This is a genomic window from Labrys sp. 22185, from assembly GCF_052045555.1.
In the GTDB taxonomy this organism is placed as follows: Bacteria; Pseudomonadota; Alphaproteobacteria; order Rhizobiales; family Labraceae; genus Labrys; species Labrys neptuniae.
Window position 1 is genome coordinate 110,705 of sequence record NZ_JBQEPH010000015.1, and the last position, 15,222, is coordinate 125,926.

The window sequence follows — 15,222 nt, forward strand, 5'->3', positions numbered from 1 at the left end:
CACGCTACGGTCAGCCCCTCCAAATCCGGCTTCGAGTGGCTGCTTCGAAACCGGCGATCTTTTCCATCATGAATAGACCAGTCCTTTTGCAAAAGCGTTACCGGCCTGAACATTCATGCGCCAGCCCATACACGACGAAAGGGGTGGGATGCAAAACACCGAATATGTCCGTTCGTTGCGACATCCAGGCGATGGCACTTTGCGAACAAAAAACCGGCCGGCCCCGAAGGGACCGGCCGGCGAAAACGTCAGGTCAGATCATCAATAGTTGACGATCGTGCCGAAGCGGAAGGCCTGCGTGTCGTCATGCTTATCCTTGGTCAGGACATAAGCGTAGTCGAAGCGCAACGGACCGAGCGGCGAGGCCCACAGCAAGCTGGCGCCGACCGAAGAGCGGATCTTGTGGCTGTCGACGAGATCGAACTCGCCGGGATGCTGGATGGCGAAATTCTTGCCACCATAGCCATAGAGCGTACCGGCGTCTGCGAATACGGCGCCGCGCAGACCGACTTCACGCGGCAGGCCGAAGATCGGGAACTGCAGTTCCACCGTGCCGCCGAAGTAGGTGGTGCCGCCCAGGCCGTTGCCCTTGGCACCACCGGCGATGTCGCGTGCACCGATACCGCCCGGAGCAAAGCCACGCACCAGATCGGGGCCGGGGTTGAACTGGTCGACGATCGCCAGACTGTCCTTGTCACCGAAGCCGCGCATATAGCCGCCCTGGCCGCGGACCATCAAGGTGAGGTCGTCGGTCAGCGAATAGTAATAGCGGCCATCGATCGACTGCTTGATGAACTTGGCGTCACCGCCCAAGCCGGCAATGTCCTGCTTGAACTGAACATAGACACCCGAACTCGGCTGCTTGAGATCGTCGAGCGTGTTGTAGGTCAGTGTGTAGCCGATCATGGAGACAAGGCGCCTATCGCCCGCCAACTCCTTGATTGCCCACGATGCTTCGCCGTTATCGAACTTGCCGTCGGTGTAGCGCGTATCCGGAATCGTCACCTTCTCCGAATAGATCGTGTAGTTGACACCGACGGTGAAGTTCTCGGTGATCGGGAAGGCGGCACGCAGCGTGCCGCCCGTGGTCTGGTCCTTGTAGTAGCTATAGTCGCTGTCATCGGTCGTCTTCGAGAACAGGTCGAAGCCGGCAGCGATGCGCTGACCGAGGAAATAGGGCTCGGTGAAGGACAGGCTGTAGCCCTGCGTGCGCTGGCCATACTGCACCGAAGCCTTCACATACTGGCCGCGGCCGAGGAAGTTGCGCTCGGTGAGCGAAACTTCGCCGAGGAAGCCGTCCGAGGTGGAGTAGCCGCCGCCCAGCGAGAATTCGCCGGTGGACTGGTCTTCGACCTCGACGTTGACGACCACGCGGTCCGGTTCCGAGCCCGGCTCGTTGGTGACGCGGATGTTCTTGAAGTAACCCAGATTCCGCAGCCGGCGGGTGGCCCGCTCGATCAAGGCCTTGTTATAGGGGTCGCCTTCACCGATATCGAACTCGCGACGGATCACATAGTCACGCGTGCGGGTGTTGCCGCGGATATTGATGCGCTCGATATAGACCTTCGCGCCCTCTTCCACGACGTAGTTGACACTGATGATGTTGCCGCCGGCATCGCGGACCGCACGAGGACGAACCTGAGCAAACGGATGGCCGGAAGCAGCCAGCTTGACCGTCATGTCCTCGACGGTCTTGTCAACGTCCTCGCCGCGGTAGGTCCAGTTGTTCCAGGACTGAACGTCGCCCTGGAGATCGGCCGGGTTGACGTCGGAAATGCTGGATTCAACCTGCGAAGGACCGAATTTGTAGTACTGGCCCTCATCGACCGTAACGGTCAGGACATAGGCATCCTGCTTCTCGTTCAGCGACGGAACGATGGAGACGACGCGGAAGTCGGGATAGCCGTGGTTCACATAGAACTGGCGCAAGCGCTCCTCATCGCCGGCGAGGCGATCCGGATCGTAGGTGTCGGTGGTGCGCAGCCAGCCGAGATAGCCGCTCTCGACCGTCGCCATCTGGCGCTTCAGGCGCCAGGCGGAGAAATTGTTGTTGCCGACGAAGTTGATCGAGTCGATGCCGACCTTCGAGCCTTCAGCCACGGTGAAGACGAGGTCGACGCGATTGTTCGGCAGCGGGACTTCGCGGTAGGTAATCTGCACCGTCGAGCGACCGGTCCGGTTATAGGCCTCACGCATGCGATCGATATCGGCGTTGAGGGTAGCCTGGTTCACCTGGCTGCCAGGCTTGGTCTCCATGATGGAAGACAGCTGATCCGCGGTGACCTTCTTGTTCTTCTCGAACACGATGCGGTTGACGATCGGCGCCGAGCGCGACGCAACATGCTTCCTCGGAGCGGCTTCAGCCGTGCCCACCAAGGGAGATGCCACGAAGGCCCCGAACAACGACGGAACCGCGACGGCCGCGAGGGCAACGCCCAGCTTCAACTTGTACATTGCTGTTGCCATCGGGTCTAAATCCCACTCTTTTTACCAAACCAAGTCGAGTTCAACGCCAAACCTCGCCAGCCCGCATTGCTCTCATTGGAAATGCTTCTACAGGGTTTCCGGACGCATGCAAACCGACCCTCGGCCGCCATCCGTCCTTTTTTGGGAGACCGTTGCGAATCCGCCACGCCCTCTCAGCCGCCCGATAATTGCTGTGACAGATCATGGCCCAACACCAAAACGGTGATTGTAATTATCAACATGAGCCCGATGCCGAAGGACAACTCCTGCGCGCGCGCTCCAACCGGCCGCCCCCGGATCGCCTCGATGGCGTAGAAGACCAGATGACCACCATCTAGAACCGGTATCGGCAACAGATTGATGAAGCCGACCGAAATAGACAGCCCTGCCGTGAGCAGGATCAAGCCGGCGAGCCCGATGGTTTCCGTGATCGTCTTGGAGGCTACCGCAATGCCGACAATGCCGGTCACCTGTTTGGGATCACCGCGGCCCGCAAAAAGATCGTAGATAAATTTCGCTGACGCACCAATGCCTTGGACAGTTTCCTTGGTACCCTGCCACAGCGCCGATGCCGGATCGAGACGCGACATGCCGCCGGGACCGATGCCGATGATCGCCCGCGAAATGGTCTTGCCATCCGGCGTGGTGAAGGTGCGGGTTTCCGGCGTGACGCTCACGTCGAAACTCTCCTGCCCCCGCTCGATGGTGAGATTCACGGGGCGCCCGGGCTCCGCCGAAATCAGTTCCGGAAGCTGGTCGAACAGTGTGACCTTGGTGCCGTTGACCTCGACGATCCGGTCACCCTTGCGCAGGCCGGCCTTGGCCGCCGGCCCATCGGCCTTGATCGGCCCGATAATGGCGTCAGAATTCGGGTAACCATAAATCGAGAATGCGGCGGCGAAGACGAAGGCGGCCAGGATGAAATTGGCCAAAGGACCTGCCGCCACGATGGCGATGCGCTGCCAGACCGGTTTGTGGAACAGACTGACCGCCCGCTCCTCCGGCGTCATCAGCTGGTTGCGCTCCTCATCGGGCAGAGAAGCGGCATTGGCATCGCCGAAGAAGCGCACATAGCCACCGAGCGGGATTGCCGCGATGCGCCAATGGGTACCGTGCCGATCGTCATAGCCGAACAATTCCGGCCCGAAGCCGATCGAGAAGGTCACGACCTTCACGCCGCACCAGCGTCCGACCAGGAAATGCCCAAGCTCGTGAAAGAAGATCAGGATGGAAATGATCACGATGAACGGCACGAAGCCGAGAGCACCGAGACCGAAACTATCCAGAAGACCCATCATCCGTTCCCCTCACGCACCAGAAGCCAAGCCAGACCGCCCTGCTTTTTCGGCACTACCACACAATGAAGCCCTGGGCCGGGTGCAAGCCGGCATGCACAAGTCCGATCAGCAAGGCGGCCAGTGCCGCCGCCAGGAAGCCGTCGAGCCTATCCATGACGCCGCCATGACCCGGGATCAGATGGCTCGCATCCTTGGCATCAAAGCGGCGCTTCAAGGCGGATTCAAGGAGATCGCCCCCCTGAGAGATCGCTGCCAGCACCGCGCCTATGGGAACCAGAACAAGGGAGCCGCCAACCAGGCCGGCCGCCAGGGCGGCAAACACCGTACCACCGATGAAACCCGACCAGGTTTTCTTTGGGCTGACCCTCGGCCACAGCTTCGGCCCGCCAAAGGTGCGGCCGGTAAAGTAGGCCAGCACGTCCGAACCCCAGACGATGGCGAACAGCACGAAAATGGCACGCATACCATAGGGCTCATCCAACCTTAGCAGGGTAGCCGGCAAGACCACGCAGGCCGCATAGGGCAAGGCGGTCGCGACCAGCAAAGGCTGCATCGCCCCTCTCCCCCAGGCCAGCCCCCCCATCACCGCCGCGCCTCCCAGGACTGTCAGCAGGGCTACGCCTCCCTGCCCGCCCTGGGCGAGCACGGTCGATACCGCGAGCAAGCCGACACCAAGCGCAACGATCAACCAATCCCGTCGGCCGCCGGCGATCAGGAACAGCCATTCGCACAGGACGGCTGTGGATGCGAGAAACCAGAACAACGCGAAAAGCGGCCCGCCCCACCAGGCGGTGGCCAGCGCCAGGCCGGCCATGACCAGGGCCGAGGCGATACGGATGGAAAGATCGGACCAGTTGGCCTTGGATACGCCCGCCATGTCAGAGACCACGGGCGGATGAAACCGTCCCCCGCGGACGGCCAGCCGCTATCCCCCGACACAAAACTGCTCTCACATCATCCCCCACAGGCACGCCGACGATATTGCCCTAGCCGGAATTGGCCTGACGGGGCGGATTGGCCTCGCCGAGCCCCCCGAAACGACGATCACGCGCATGATATTCGGCCAGCGCAGCCTCCAGGGCGCGCCGATCGAAATCCGGCCAGAGCAGGGGGACGAAGACGAATTCGGCATAGGCCGCCTGCCAAAGCAGGAAATTGGAAAGCCTCTGTTCGCCAGAGGTTCGGATGACCAGATCCGGATCCGGAATATCATGTGTGTGAAGATTGGCGGCAAGGGCATCGGCCGTGATGTCCTGAGGATTGAGCGTCCCCTCTGCCACCTGCTGGGCCAGGCGCCGTGCGGCAGCGACGATCTCCTGCCGGGCGCCATAGTTGAACGCCACCACCAGGGTCAGCCCCGTATTGGCAGCGGTGAGGTTTTCGACCTCGACCAGGAGTTCGGCAAGTTCGGCGTCGAGCCCCTCGCGCTCGCCGATGATGCGCACCCGAACATTGTTGGCATGCAGGTCCGCCAGATCGTTGCGAACGAAACGCTTCACCAGCCCCATGAGATAGTCGACCTCGGTTCGAGGTCTCGACCAGTTTTCCGAGGAGAAGGAGTAGAGCGTAAGATAGCGAATGCCCAGTTCCGCGGCGGCACGGACCGTCCGCCTGAGGGCCTCGACCCCCCGGCGATGCCCCTCGAAACGGGGCATCAGGCGCTTGGAGGCCCAACGGCCATTGCCATCCATGATGATGGCGACATGAGCCGGCGGGGCCGCCACGGTGGTATCGTCGATTTCGTCCCTGCCAAACATTGGTGCCTCGAAGCTTCTCCGCCGAACCGGCTGGCACGAATTCTATCGAACGATCATCGGATAGACAGTGGATAATTGGTGTCGAATTGGGGAAGTAGAATAGTCCTTGCGGATAGTCTGCAACCCTCTTCCGTCACACCTGCATGATTTCCTTCTCCTTGGAGACGAGCGTCTTGTCGATTTCGGCAATCATCGCATCGGTCGCCTTCTGCACCTGATCGGCCAGACGCTTTTCTTCGTCCTCGCCGATGGCACCGTCCTTCTCCGTCTTCTTCAGGATATCCAGGCCGTCGCGGCGGACATGGCGGACAGCCACACGCGCGGACTCGGCGTATTTGTGGGCCACCTTGACCAGCTCCTTGCGGCGATCCTGGGTCATCTCGGGAATGCGCAAGCGGATCACCTGGCCCTCGGTCTGCGGATTGAGACCGAGATTGGAGTTCAAGATCGCCTTCTCGACGGCGCCGACCATGCCGCGGTCCCAGACCTGCACGCTGATCAGGCGCGGCTCGGGCACGGAAACGGTGGCAACCTGCGACAGCGACATGCTGGCGCCATAAGCCTCAACATGCACGGGCTCGAGCAGGGAAGAAGAGGCACGGCCGGTGCGCAAGCCGCCCAGTTCATGTTTCAGCGCATTGAGTGCGCCTTCCATGCGACGCTTGACTTCGGCGAGATCGAATGATGCAGCCATGTTCCTGCCCTCGAAATTTCTTGACGGAAGCGGTCAGGGAGTGACCAGGGTGCAACGCCCCTCCCCGCGCAGCACGGCTGCCAGGGATCCGGGTTGTTGAATCGAAAAAACAATTATCGGCAAGCGCGCCTCGCGGGCAAGCGCAAACGCTGCCGTATCCATGATCTTGAGGTCTTTGCGGATGACCTCGTCATGGGTGATGTGATCATAACGGGTCGCGGCCGGATCCTTCTTGGGATCGGCGGAATAGATGCCGTCGACCTGCGTGCCCTTCATCAGGACATTGCATTCCAGCTCCGCAGCGCGCAACGCGCCGCCGGTATCGGTGGTGAAGAAGGGATTGCCGGTGCCGCCCGCCAGCAGCACGACACGGTCCTTGGCCAGATGCTCCATCGCCTGCTGGCGCGTATAGGTCTCGACCACCGACGGCATGGCGACGCCGGACATGGCGCGGGCGGACTGGCCGAGCGATGCGAGCTGGGCTTCGAGCGCGATGACGTTCATCACGGTGGCGAGCATGCCCATCGAGTCGGCTGCAGGCCGCGACAGACCCATGCCGGCAATCTGCGAGCCGCGGAAGATATTGCCGCCGCCCACCACCACGGCGACTTCGACGCCGAGCTTGACGGCTTCGATCACATCCTCTGCGATACGGCGGACCGTGGCCCGGTCGATGCCGAAGGCCTCGCCTCCCATCAATGCCTCGCCGGAAAGCTTCACCAGGACGCGTTTATAGGGAAGTACCGCCATGATTGCTCTCCGATTCGCTGGCCACTTATACAACAGGCGGCCCATGGCCGCCTGTTGTCGATCTCCGTCATCCACATGGCCGAAATGCGGCCAGCGGCATTTCCTGAAACAGAACGCTCAGGCGGCGTGGCCGGCCTGGGCGGCGACCTCAGCGGCGAAATCGTTCTCCTGCTTCTCGATGCCGTCACCGAGAGCGTAGCGCACGAAGCCCGCCACCTTGATCGGCGCGCCGGCAGCCCCTTCGCTCTCCTTGACGGCCTGGCCGACCGACTTGGAGGGATCGAAGATGAAGCCCTGCTCCAGCAAGGTCACTTCCTTGAAATAGGTCTTGATGCCGCTTTCGACGATCTTGGCGATCGCCGCTTCCGGCTTGCCCTGCTCGCGATACTTGTCGGCGAGAATGGTCTTCTCGCGCTCGATGGTTGCTGCATCGACGCCGGCGGCATCGACCGCGACCGGGTTCGAGGAAGCGACATGCATGGCGATCTGACGGCCGAGCTCGGCCAGCTTCTCGGCATTGCCGGTCGATTCGAGCGCAACGATCACGCCGATGCGGCCCTTGTTGGCCACCACGGGATTGTGGACATAGGTCGCCAGCACGCCCTGGCCGACCGAGACGATCTTGGCGCGGCGCAGCGACATGTTCTCGCCGATCTTGGCCACCGTGTTGGCGATCTTCTCATCGACGCTGCCGCCACCGGGGAAACCGGCTGCCTTGATGGCCTCGACATCCTCACCCGTCTTCAGGGCGACTTCGGCGATGCCCGAAACCAGGTCCTGGAATTCAGGATTGCGGGCAACGAAGTCGGTCTCGGAGTTGACCTCTACGGCAACGCCCTGATTGCCATCGACCAGAACGGCGACGAGCCCTTCAGCAGCGACACGGCCAGCCTTCTTGGCGGCCTTGGACAGGCCCTTCTTGCGCAGCCAGTCAACGGCGGCTTCCAGATCGCCGGCGGTCTCGGTGAGCGCTGCCTTGCAATCCATCATGCCCGCGCCGGTCTGTTCGCGCAGCTCTTTCACCATGGCGGCGGTAATGTTCGACATCGCAGGATACCTCTTTGGGAAACCGGAACAGGTCCGGTGATGGGAAGCGGCCCGGCGCTTACCACTCCAACATCACAATTGGAAGGCGAGCAACCGGGCCGTGTTCAGGAATAGATAGGAAGGCTGCAATCAGATTGCAGCCCAAAAAACCACAGACCCTGGAAGGTCAGGCGCCGGCAACCAGATTGCGAGCCAGTTCCACCCAGCCGTCGCGATCGATACGGCCGTTGAGCTTGAGCTCGGCATCGACCTTGGCGACGTCTTCCGGGGTCATGGCAGCGACCTGCCAATAGTGCCAGATGCCGCCCTCGTTGAGCTTCTTCTCGAGCTGCGGGCCGACGCCGGTCAGCTTGGTCAGGTCGTCGGGCGCGCCGCGCGGAGCCGACAGCAGCTCGAAGAGCTCGCCAGCGGGGGCAGCCTCGTCGGCGACCGGCAGTTCCTCGACCAGCGGAGCTTCCTCGGCGCCGATGTCGAGACCCATGTCGCCATGGGCGCGGGAGATGCCGTCGAGAGCGGCTCGGGCGACGAGATCGCAATAGAGCGACAGAGCGCGCCCGGCGTCGTCATTGGCCGGAATCGGGAAGGTGATGCCATCCGGATCGGAATTCGAATCGAGGACAGCAGCCACCGGAATGTTGAGGCGACGGGCTTCCTTGATCGCGATGTCTTCCTTGTTGGTATCGATGATGAAGATCAGGTCGGGGGTGCCGCCCATGTCCTTGATACCGCCGAGGGCGCGCTCAAGCTTGTCGCGCTCGCGGGTGAGGTCGAGGCGCTCCTTCTTGGTGTAGCCCTGCTGAGCACCACCGGAGAGCAACTCGTCGAGCTTGCGCAGGCGCTGGATCGAGTTGGAAATCGTCTTCCAATTGGTCAGCGTGCCGCCGAGCCAACGCGAATTGACGTAATACTGGGCCGAACGGCGGGCCGCATCGGCAACCGCGTCCTGAGCCTGGCGCTTGGTGCCGACGAACAGCACGCGACCGCCACGGGCGACCGTGTCCGACACGGCCTGCAGGGCGCGATGGAACGCGGGAACCGTCTGGGCGAGGTCGATGATGTGGATGCCGTTACGCACGCCGAAGAGATAGGGCCCCATCTTGGGGTTCCAGCGGTGCGACTGATGGCCGAAATGGGCTCCAGCTTCGAGCAGCTGGCGCATAGAGAAATCTGGCAGTGCCATAGAGTTGTAACTCCGGTTTGATAAGGCCTCCGCGGACATCTACCGTGCCTGCCTCGCCGCGCCATTGCGGACGAAACAAAACACGGCACCGGAGCGGCAGGGCCGCTTCGTCCGCGTGTGGAATGGCGCGCTCTATAAGCGGATGCGGCCGATTAGGCAAGCCCCCAGACATCCGCGATCACGATGAAGTCCGATCCTGCGCTCCCTCCACCGCCACGGGCTATGCCTCCGCTGTGTCTTTCGATCGGCGGAGGCGGCCTTCCATCGACCTCAAGGCCCGGTGGTCGCCTGCTCGCCAAGCAGTTCCCTCAGGCTGGCGCGCTGATTCTGCCGGATGTAATCGTCGAGGCGAAGGATACTCGTGCCGCGGACCAGCGCCAATACCCTGCGCGGGTCCGTATTGGTGACGAAGCGGCCGTCCGGTGCCAATGCCAGTGTTTCGGCCCTGCCGCTGGTGGGAGACTGGTTGGCGTGGAGCGTCACCAGCAATGCGCCGCTACGGCCATCGCGCAGTTCGACGCCGCCATTTTCGTCTCGGGACTCGACGGCCTTCCAGCGCCCGTCCCGCGAGACGACCGCGCCATGGGCCGGTGACATCGCGACATCGGCCAGCGTGCCCTGCCCCGTATCCAGATCCCACTGGACCACCCGGCTGCCAGAGGCAACTTGCAAGTACCGGCTGTTGGGCCCGAAACTCAACCGGGAGACATTCGGGTTTCCAGCCAGCGAAATCTCCCGCCAGGCGTTCTCGGCTTTGTTCTCGGCTTCCCGGCCAGCCTTGTGGTCCGCCCCTTGCCAGAGCCGCACCGGATAGTCGAATTCCGCGGACAATACGCTCTGCCCATCGGACGCGAACTGAAAATTCCGCTTGAATCTGCTTTGAGGGATAAAGCGCGACGTTCCGTCGATGGTGGACCAAAGATAGGCGCCGCTCCCGTCAGCCTTGATGATGACCAAGCCGCCATCGGCGGAAAAATCGAGAGCCTGCTGCCTGTCGCCGGGATCGCCCCTTGGCCATGTGGCAAGGCGGATGCCGGTGGCGACATCCCAAAGGACAAGCGAGGAATCGGACATCCGCGACAAGGCGCGTGGATTGCGGGCGGATGCGGCGACAACAGGACCCGGCGGAACGCTTCGCGCCGTCGCAACGCAGCGCCCAACATCCCACGCTATGGCATCGCCGCCGCCCGCGTCCAGGAGCAGCACGCCTCGCCCGTCGAGCGAGAAAACCCTGCCGGCCTCCCGCCGCGCCGCCTGCATCTGGCAATAGCGTCGATCGCCCTCGACGAGGCAGGAAAGCGCAGGGCGTTGATCCGGCATGGTGCAAGTCTTGCCGCCGCTCTCTGCGTCAAAGGACGCGGTTTCCCACCGCGACGACACCGGATCCTTCCAGGAGACCAGAATCGCACGGCCATCCGGAGAGATGGCGACGACGTCGGCCGGCGCGGCGCGGCCCGGGTGGTCAGCAAGAAGGGATCGCACCAGAGCGCCGGTTTCGACGTCCCACAAGGCGATGCCGCCCTTGTTGCAGGCGATGACGGCGCGCCGTCCACCCCGGCTCAATGCCATTGTCGAAATTTGCGACGCCTCGCAGGGCACGAACGTCCTGATCACGTTTCCGCCACGTGTATCCCACAGCGTCAGATCGTCCTGCGAGCGTGCCTTGTTTCGGTACCAGACGAGGAAGGCATCAGCGTCGCGGAGGAAGTCCAATCCCTTGATGACCTTGTAGTTCTGTTCGCCTGTGTCGGGAAATCGGCGCAGCAATGTCGCCGTGGCAACATCCCATAGCCTGAGATCGTCGAATTGATCGGCGGTCAGCAGGAGGCGCCCGTCGCGCGACATCGCCGTCGGGCCATTGCCAAAGGCATTGCCGGCCTGCACCACGAGACGCGGCTCGCTTTCGCCAGAAGGATCCGCAGCATCTGACCTCGGGGCCCCTCCTCCGACGCCGGCTGCCTCGAAGGCCCGGTTTCGCGCCACCATCTGCGCTGCCTCGCCGTTGAGACGTAGCAGCTCGGCATGCTGGTGCTGCCTGAACCAATAATAGACCGCCGAGGCCGCGAGCACGCCGAGAACCAGCAGGGCAGCAAGCAAATGACGTCGAGACCGAACAACCTGGCCCATATCGTTCAATGCGCGCCTCTCATCGAAGGTTGTCCCGGACAGGTTAGCACCCATGTGCTTTGCCGATCTGTGCCCTTCGAAACCATGGCCATGCACGGACCGCGCAGCGAACCGCCATGCAGCCTTACATCTGCATGACGGTCGCCACGCCCGGTATCGCCTTGATCGCGCCTGCGACCTGGGGGGTCACCATGAACTTGCCGGGCAGCTTCAGCTCGACCTCCCGCATGCCGCCATCGAGCTGGAGAATCAGGAAGACCTCCCCTTCCCCGCGCTGACCCAGCCGCTTGGCAACGGATTCGAGCGCCTGCTCGCCCTGCAGGAAGACCTTGATGCCGCGCTGGGTCTTGGCGGTGGCGTTGTCGAGCCTCTCGGCCGTCACGATGCGGATGCGGACGTCATCGCCTTCATGTGCGGCCTGCACGCCGACCAGCACTGCCGTGCCCGGCTCGAGCAGGTCGCGATATTGCGCCAGGCCTTCGGAGAAGAGCACCGCCTCGAACTGGCCCGAGGCATCGGAGAGCATGATCACGCCCATCTTGGAACCGGTTCGGGTCTTGCGCTCGGAGCGCGACAGCACGGTCGCTGCCAGGCGCCCTGCCGTGGCGCCCTGCTTCACCTTCTGGGTGAACTGCGCCCAGGACGGCACCTGCAGGCGCTCCAGGGCCGTGGCATAGGCATCGAGCGGATGACCTGAAAGGAAGAAACCGATCGCGTCGAACTCGCGCTGCAGACGGTCGGCGGGTTCCCAAGGTTCTACGACCGCCCCCTTGAGCGGCTCCGGGGTCGAAGCAGAACCGAACATATCGGCCTGGCCGTCGCTCTTCTCGGCGTGGGAGCGTTGCGCCTGCGCCATGATGGCATCGATGGAGGCGGTGACGCGAGCCCTGTCACGGTCGAATTCGTCGAAGGCTCCCGCCGCCGCCAGGTTTTCGAGAATACGCTTGTTGATGGCTTTGGGATCGATGCGCCGGGCGAAGTCGCCAAGGTCGAAGAAGGGCTGGTCACCGCGGATCTCGACCAGGCGCTCCATCGCCGCGAGGCCGACGCCCTTGACCGCGCCGAGCGCATAGCGGATCGCGCCGTCATGGACCTCGAAGTCCGGTCCCGAACGGTTGATGGAAGGCGCCTCGACCTTGATGCCCAGCCGACGCGCCTCCAGACGGAATTCGGCGAGCTTATCGGTGTTCGACATATCCAGCGACATCGAGGCCGCCATGAACTCGACCGGATAATTCGCCTTCAAGTAGGCGGTCTGGTAGGAGACCAGCGCATAGGCTGCCGCATGGCTCTTGTTGAAGCCGTAATCGGCGAATTTGGCGAGATAATCGAAGATCTCGTCGGCCTTGGCCTTCTGGATGCCCCCTTCGACCGCGCCCTTGACGAAGCGCGCACGCTGGGCGTCCATCTCCGCCTTGATCTTCTTGCCCATGGCGCGGCGCAGCATGTCGGCCTCGCCCAGCGTGTAGCCGGAAAGGATCTGCGCGATCTGCATCACCTGTTCCTGGTAGATGATGACGCCATAGGTCTCTTCCAGGGCAGGCTTGAGCTGGTCGAGCATGTAGTCCGGCTCTTCCAACCCCTTCTTTCGGGCATTGTAGACTGGAATATTGGCCATCGGGCCCGGGCGGTAGAGCGCCACCAGGGCGATGATGTCCTCGAAACGGTCGGCATTCATGTCGAGCAATGCCTTGCGCATGCCCGCACTTTCCACCTGGAACACGCCCACCGTCTCGCCGCGGCCGAGCATTTCATAGCTCTTCCTGTCGTCGAGCGGCAGGGCGGCAAGGTCGAGAGCGATGCCGCGCTGCTTGAGGAACATCAAAGCGCGCTCGAGCACGGTGAGCGTCTTGAGACCGAGGAAGTCGAACTTCACCAGGCCCGCCTGCTCCACCCACTTCATGTTGAACTGGGTAGCCGGCATCGGCATCGAGGTCTTGGGATCGTGATAGAGCGGCACCAGCTCCACCAGCGGACGATCCCCAATCACCACGCCGGCGGCATGGGTCGAGGCGTGGCGATAGAGCCCTTCGAGCTTCTGGGCGATGCTGAGCAGGCGCTCGACGGTGGGATCGTCCTTGGCGGATTCGCGCAGTTTCGGCTCGTCCTCGATCGCCTTGGCCAAGGTGACCGGATTGGCCGGGTTCTGCGGCACAAGCTTGCACAGCTTGTCGACCTGGCCATATCCCATCTCCAGCGTGCGCCCGACGTCGCGCAGCACGCCGCGCGCCTGGAGGGAACCGAAGGTGATGATCTGGGCGACGCGATCCTCCCCGTATTTCTCCTGCACATAGCGGATGACCTCGTCACGCCGCTCCTGGCAGAAGTCGATGTCGAAGTCCGGCATCGAGATACGTTCGGGATTGAGGAAGCGCTCGAACAGCAGGCTGAAGCGGAGTGGATCGAGATCGGTGATGGTAAGGGCGTAGGCAACCAGGGAGCCAGCGCCGGATCCGCGCCCCGGACCGACTGGGATGCCCTTCGCCTTGGCGTGCTTGATGAAGTCCGACACGATCAGGAAGTAGCCGGGAAACTTCATCCGCTCGATGATCGAAAGCTCGAACTCAAGCCGCTTGGCATAGCTCTCTTCAGTATGGCCAGGAGCCGGACCATGCGCGGCCAGCCTGGCCCTGAGGCCATCCTCGGCCTGGCGGCGCAGCTCGACGCCCTCGTCGACAGGGGCCCCCGTCTCGTCGAGGCCCGTGGAAAAGCGCGGCAGGATCGGCTTTCGCGTGCGTACGCGAAAGGCACAACGTTTGGCAATTTCGATTGTATTCTCAATTGCCTCTGGGATATCCTTGAACAAGGACATCATTTCCGCACGGCTCTTGAAGTAATGGTTCGGCGTCACTCGCCGCCGGTCCGTCTCTGCGAGGATGCGACCCTCGGCGATGGCAAGCAACGCATCATGCGGTTCGTTGTCGGCGCGCGCGGCGAAATAGACCTCGTTCGTCGCGACCAGCGGCACCTCGGCGGCATAGGCGAGTTCCAGAAGCGGTGCCTCGACCTGCTGCTCCTCCGCGCTGTCATGGCGCTGCACTTCGACATAGAGCCGATCGGCGAACATCGCCTGCAGACGCTGCAGCCGGGTTCGCGCGAGATCATCGAGCCCCTCGCGCAGGGCCATGTCCAGCGGGCCGGCGGGACCGCCGGTCAGCGCGATCAGGCCTTCTTGGAATTCGGCCAGGCACCCGATCGAGATATGGGCTTCCTCGCCGCTGGCGGGATCCATGTAGCAATGGGAGGACAGTGCCATCAGATGGCCGTAGCCCACTTCGCTCTGGGCCAGCAGGATCATGCGCGGTAAGCGCCGCTGATGCAGAGGACGCCGGTCCGAGGCATCCTCGCGGTCAGCAAAATTGATCGCCAGCGAGATGCCCATGATCGGTTGGATGCCGCTGCCCGCCAGCTTTTCGGAAAACTCCAACGCTCCGAACAGATTGTTGGTGTCCGTCAATGCGAGGGCCGGCATGCCGTCGGCCTTGGCGAGATCGGCGAGTTTAGGGACCTTCATCGCCCCCTCGAGCAAGGAATAGGCCGAACGGACATTCAAATGCACGAATCCCGGACCGTTCACCTTTCCCTCCGCCATGACACCTCCGCTCCGCGCTGGCGGGCAGCGCGACTCGCGGCCTGCCCCTCACCTTGGTGTATGGCAATCCGGCCCGACACCAAAGCCGACTTTGTACTCGGGCCGGCGATGGCCACATCGGCGTCACATCTTCGCCACCGCTGCTTGTTGAGAGCCTGTGGACAAGTGTGGACAAATCTGGCTTAAACACCGCTCAGGAAGCTCGTCCACATGGCGAGCATGACCAAGAACAGGCTCATCGAAGCAATGGCGGCGAAATCTTCGGCGAAACGCGTAAGCATGATGTTCTCCTCTCTTCGATAAGGACATCT

The 15,222-nt window shown here is 62.7% G+C and carries 10 protein-coding genes; all 10 read right to left on the reverse strand.

What is annotated here, in order from left to right; translation table 11 throughout:
• Nucleotides 1-261: 261 nt before the first annotated feature.
• The 10 genes from bamA to dnaE all read right to left on the reverse strand — a co-directional run bounded on the left by bamA (nucleotide 262) and on the right by dnaE (nucleotide 14,911).
• On the reverse strand, nucleotides 262-2,466 hold the full coding sequence (gene bamA, locus ACTJKX_RS24860; protein ID WP_440726873.1) for an outer membrane protein assembly factor BamA: 2,205 nt from the start codon (nucleotides 2,464-2,466) through the stop codon (nucleotides 262-264).
• A 173-nt stretch (nucleotides 2,467-2,639) separates the two neighbouring features.
• Complete coding sequence (locus ACTJKX_RS24865) at nucleotides 2,640-3,764, reverse strand: M50 family metallopeptidase (RefSeq protein WP_367622999.1); 1,125 nt, start codon at nucleotides 3,762-3,764, stop codon at nucleotides 2,640-2,642.
• A 52-nt stretch (nucleotides 3,765-3,816) separates the two neighbouring features.
• Nucleotides 3,817-4,641, reverse strand: a complete 825-nt coding sequence (locus tag ACTJKX_RS24870; RefSeq protein ID WP_440726874.1) for a phosphatidate cytidylyltransferase — start codon at nucleotides 4,639-4,641, stop codon at nucleotides 3,817-3,819.
• A gap of 109 nt (nucleotides 4,642-4,750) precedes the next feature.
• Nucleotides 4,751-5,521, reverse strand: coding sequence for an isoprenyl transferase (locus ACTJKX_RS24875; protein ID WP_367623000.1), 771 nt, complete (start codon nucleotides 5,519-5,521; stop codon nucleotides 4,751-4,753).
• A gap of 133 nt (nucleotides 5,522-5,654) precedes the next feature.
• Entirely contained in the window at nucleotides 5,655-6,215 is a 561-nt protein-coding gene (gene frr / locus ACTJKX_RS24880) for a ribosome recycling factor (protein WP_367623001.1), read from the reverse strand.
• A gap of 33 nt (nucleotides 6,216-6,248) precedes the next feature.
• Nucleotides 6,249-6,965, reverse strand: a complete 717-nt coding sequence (pyrH, locus tag ACTJKX_RS24885) for a UMP kinase (protein WP_068296050.1) — start codon at nucleotides 6,963-6,965, stop codon at nucleotides 6,249-6,251.
• Between the two features lie 117 nt (nucleotides 6,966-7,082).
• Nucleotides 7,083-8,012, reverse strand: a complete 930-nt coding sequence (tsf, locus tag ACTJKX_RS24890; RefSeq protein WP_311935043.1) for a translation elongation factor Ts — start codon at nucleotides 8,010-8,012, stop codon at nucleotides 7,083-7,085.
• A gap of 166 nt (nucleotides 8,013-8,178) precedes the next feature.
• The gene (locus ACTJKX_RS24895; protein ID WP_068296046.1) at nucleotides 8,179-9,192 is read right to left on the reverse strand and encodes a 30S ribosomal protein S2; all 1,014 of its coding nucleotides are present in this window, start codon (nucleotides 9,190-9,192) and stop codon (nucleotides 8,179-8,181) included.
• 270 nt (nucleotides 9,193-9,462) lie between these two features.
• Complete coding sequence (locus tag ACTJKX_RS24900) at nucleotides 9,463-11,079, reverse strand: WD40 repeat domain-containing protein (RefSeq protein WP_440726875.1); 1,617 nt, start codon at nucleotides 11,077-11,079, stop codon at nucleotides 9,463-9,465.
• Between the two features lie 364 nt (nucleotides 11,080-11,443).
• Nucleotides 11,444-14,911 (reverse strand): DNA polymerase III subunit alpha, encoded by a 3,468-nt coding sequence (dnaE, locus tag ACTJKX_RS24905; protein WP_440726876.1) that lies wholly within the window; start codon nucleotides 14,909-14,911, stop codon nucleotides 11,444-11,446.
• Nucleotides 14,912-15,222 lie beyond the last annotated feature (311 nt).

What these genes read in the sequence shown, in the direction of transcription:
- tsf (WP_311935043.1), bottom strand. Translation starts at nt 8,012, where the DNA reads ATGTCGAACATTACCGCCGCCATGGTGAAAGAGCTGCGCGAACAGACC.
- ACTJKX_RS24875 (WP_367623000.1), bottom strand. Translation starts at nt 5,521, where the DNA reads ATGTTTGGCAGGGACGAAATCGACGATACCACCGTGGCGGCCCCGCCG.
- ACTJKX_RS24895 (WP_068296046.1), bottom strand. Translation starts at nt 9,192, where the DNA reads ATGGCACTGCCAGATTTCTCTATGCGCCAGCTGCTCGAAGCTGGAGCC.
- bamA (WP_440726873.1), bottom strand. Translation starts at nt 2,466, where the DNA reads ATGGCAACAGCAATGTACAAGTTGAAGCTGGGCGTTGCCCTCGCGGCC.
- ACTJKX_RS24865 (WP_367622999.1), bottom strand. Translation starts at nt 3,764, where the DNA reads ATGATGGGTCTTCTGGATAGTTTCGGTCTCGGTGCTCTCGGCTTCGTG.
- ACTJKX_RS24870 (WP_440726874.1), bottom strand. Translation starts at nt 4,641, where the DNA reads ATGGCGGGCGTATCCAAGGCCAACTGGTCCGATCTTTCCATCCGTATC.
- pyrH (WP_068296050.1), bottom strand. Translation starts at nt 6,965, where the DNA reads ATGGCGGTACTTCCCTATAAACGCGTCCTGGTGAAGCTTTCCGGCGAG.
- frr (WP_367623001.1), bottom strand. Translation starts at nt 6,215, where the DNA reads ATGGCTGCATCATTCGATCTCGCCGAAGTCAAGCGTCGCATGGAAGGC.
- dnaE (WP_440726876.1), bottom strand. Translation starts at nt 14,911, where the DNA reads ATGGCGGAGGGAAAGGTGAACGGTCCGGGATTCGTGCATTTGAATGTC.